The following is a 2,358-nucleotide window of genomic DNA, read 5'->3' as shown; positions in this document are numbered from 1 at the left end:
TTGGTGGGCGAGGACGCCTTCGCTGACGAGGAAGCCGGTGGCGAGGGCGAAGTCGTCGCCGGGGGTGCGCATGGTGATGGCGAGGGGTTTGCCGTTGAGGCGGATCTCGAGTGGTTCCTCGGTGACGAGGGTGTCGGGGCGGGTGGAGATGGCCCCGTCGCGGATGCGGATCACCTTGCGTCGTTCCGTGACTCGTCCCATGCCCGGTCTCACCTCCGCGTCGCCACGACGGGCATCTTCTCGATCCGGATCGCCGCCGCCTCGAACTCCACGGTCCCCGCGATCGGACTGCCTGCTCTCTCCGCCCTCTGCTCGGCGCCCGGCCCGTCCGGCGGACGGGACGTCATGAACGCCAGCCCGGGCCGCAGCGCCGGATCCACCCACACCGGAGCCGCCGTGGATCCCCGCCGGGTGGCGACCCGCACCTCCTCGCCGACCACCACGCCGTAACGCTCGGCGTCCTCCGGGCTCAGCTCGACACACTCGGCCCGCCGCACCGACGACACCGAACCGCCCTTCACCACACGGGGGTTGTACGAGTCCAGGCGGCGTCCCCGGGTGAGCCGTACCGGATACGCCTCGTCCGTCAGATCGACGGGAGGCGCGTGCTCGACCAGGTGGAAGGGCATACGCGGGTCCCGGTCGCCGTGACCGCGCCCTGTCAGCAGTGACAGGTTGCCCAGTGCTCGGACCTCCTCGGGCCCGGCACCGTCGAACGGCCGCAACGGTTCGCCGTGTGCGCAGGCCTGCGCCAACTCCCTGACGGCAGCGGCCGGTACGCCCGTCACCTTCACCGCGAGCGACACCGTCCACGGCTCGACCAGCCGCCGGTACTCCTCGAAGCCGGAGGTCGAGCGCTCGATGAACTCCCGGTCGGCCAGCCCCGCCCGGATGATCTCCCGACCGATCGCGTGGGCCATCGGGACCCCGGTGCCGGCGTTCGGCCGGATCCGGGGTCCCGACCCGATGGCGTGGACGCCCGGTTGCGTCATGCGGCGGACCGGAGCGCGAGGAGGTCGGAGAGGGCGTGGACGGTACGGAGCGTGGGCACGTCCACACCCGTGATCTCCGCCAGCTCGATGACGGCGGTGAGCAGGACGTCGAGCTCCAGGGGCTTGCCGCGCTCCAGATCCTGGAGCGTGGAGGTGCGGTGGTCGCCGACGCGTTCGGCGCCCGCCAGACGGCGTTCGATGGAGACACCGACGGTGCAGCCGAGCGTCTCGGCCACCGCGAGCGTCTCGGCCATCATGGTCTCGATGACCTTGCGGGTGCCGCCGTGCAGGCACATCTGGCGCATGGTGGCACGGGCCAGCGCGCTGATGGGGTTGAAGGAGATGTTCCCCAGCAGCTTGAGCCAGATGTCGTCCCGCAGGTTCGGTTCCACCGGGCACTTGAGCCCGCCGGCCTGCATGGCCTCGCTGAAGGCCGTGCAGCGGGGTGAGATGCTGCGGTCGGGCTCGCCGATGGAGAACCGCGTGCCCTCCAAGTGCCGCACGACACCCGGCCCTTCGAGCTCGGTCGCCGCGTAGACGACACACCCGATGGCCCGGGAGGGCGCGAGCACCGCACTGACCGCGCCGTCCGGGTCCACGCTTTCGATGCGGTGTCCGTCGTGCGGGCCGCCGTGCCGGTGGAAGTACCACCAGGGAATGCCGTTCTGCGCCGCGATGACCGCGGTGGTGTCGGTGAGAAGGGGCTCGATGAGCGGCCCGCACGCCGCGTACGAGTTGGCCTTCAGACCGAGGAAGACGTAGTCGACCGGGCCGACTTCGGCCGGGTCGTCGGTGGCGTGGGCGCGGGCGGTGAAGTCACCGCGCGGGCTCAGGACCTGGACGCCGTGCTCCCGCATGGCCGCCAGGTGCGGGCCGCGGGCGATGAGATGGACGTCGGCGCCGGCGCGGTGCAGTGCCGCGCCGACGTAGGCACCGATGGCTCCGGCGCCGAGGACTGCGACTTTCATGGGTGGAAGCTCCGTTCGGTGAGGGTGACCGAGGAACTGCCGACTTTGTCGACTGGATATTGTCTACAGGATGGAGAGAGCGGTCAGCAAGAGTCGTGACGTCATTGAGGCGATGAGCTGCTGCTACGCCCCGGTGCGGTCCGGGGGCTTGCTGGTTGTGCGCCGTAGACTGTAGGCGAAAACCAATTCATACTTGGCTCTCAGTTGCAGCGACAACGCTGTGCGGGAGGGACCGAGATGTTGCCGACGACAGGACTGCCGTACGGGACGGTGCCCAGGCTCGAGCGTCCCGGTCCGTTGCGTGATCGTGTGTACGGGGCGTTGTTGGAGCTGATCACGACGCGTGCTCTTCAGCCGGGGCAGCATCTGGTGGAGAGTGAGCTGGCGGGTCATCTGGG

2 protein-coding genes and 2 pseudogenes are annotated in these 2,358 nt (G+C 69.9%); 1 reads left to right on the top strand and 3 read right to left on the bottom strand.

Annotated features, from left to right (window positions below; all coding sequences use genetic code 11):
• The 3 genes and pseudogenes from AOJ26_RS40560 to AOJ26_RS40550 all read right to left on the bottom strand — a co-directional run.
• On the bottom strand, window positions 1–201 hold a 201-nt coding region (locus AOJ26_RS40560; protein WP_199828930.1), incomplete at its 3' end, for a formate dehydrogenase accessory sulfurtransferase FdhD.
• A gap of 8 nt (window positions 202–209) precedes the next feature.
• Window positions 210–641 (bottom strand): annotated as a pseudogene (locus AOJ26_RS45320) (molybdopterin dinucleotide binding domain-containing protein); the annotation flags it as partial.
• Between the two features lie 347 nt (window positions 642–988).
• Entirely contained in the window at window positions 989–1,960 is a 972-nt protein-coding gene (locus AOJ26_RS40550) for a 2-dehydropantoate 2-reductase (protein WP_053853331.1), read from the bottom strand.
• A 240-nt stretch (window positions 1,961–2,200) separates the two neighbouring features.
• Here AOJ26_RS40550 and AOJ26_RS44800 point away from each other — a divergent pair.
• Window positions 2,201–2,358: pseudogene (locus AOJ26_RS44800) on the top strand (GntR family transcriptional regulator); the annotation flags it as partial.

Source organism: Streptomyces sp. NRRL B-24085 (assembly GCF_001282115.1).
Classification (GTDB): Bacteria; Actinomycetota; Actinomycetes; order Streptomycetales; family Streptomycetaceae; genus Streptomyces.
This window is presented reverse-complemented; position numbering and strand designations above follow the sequence as displayed.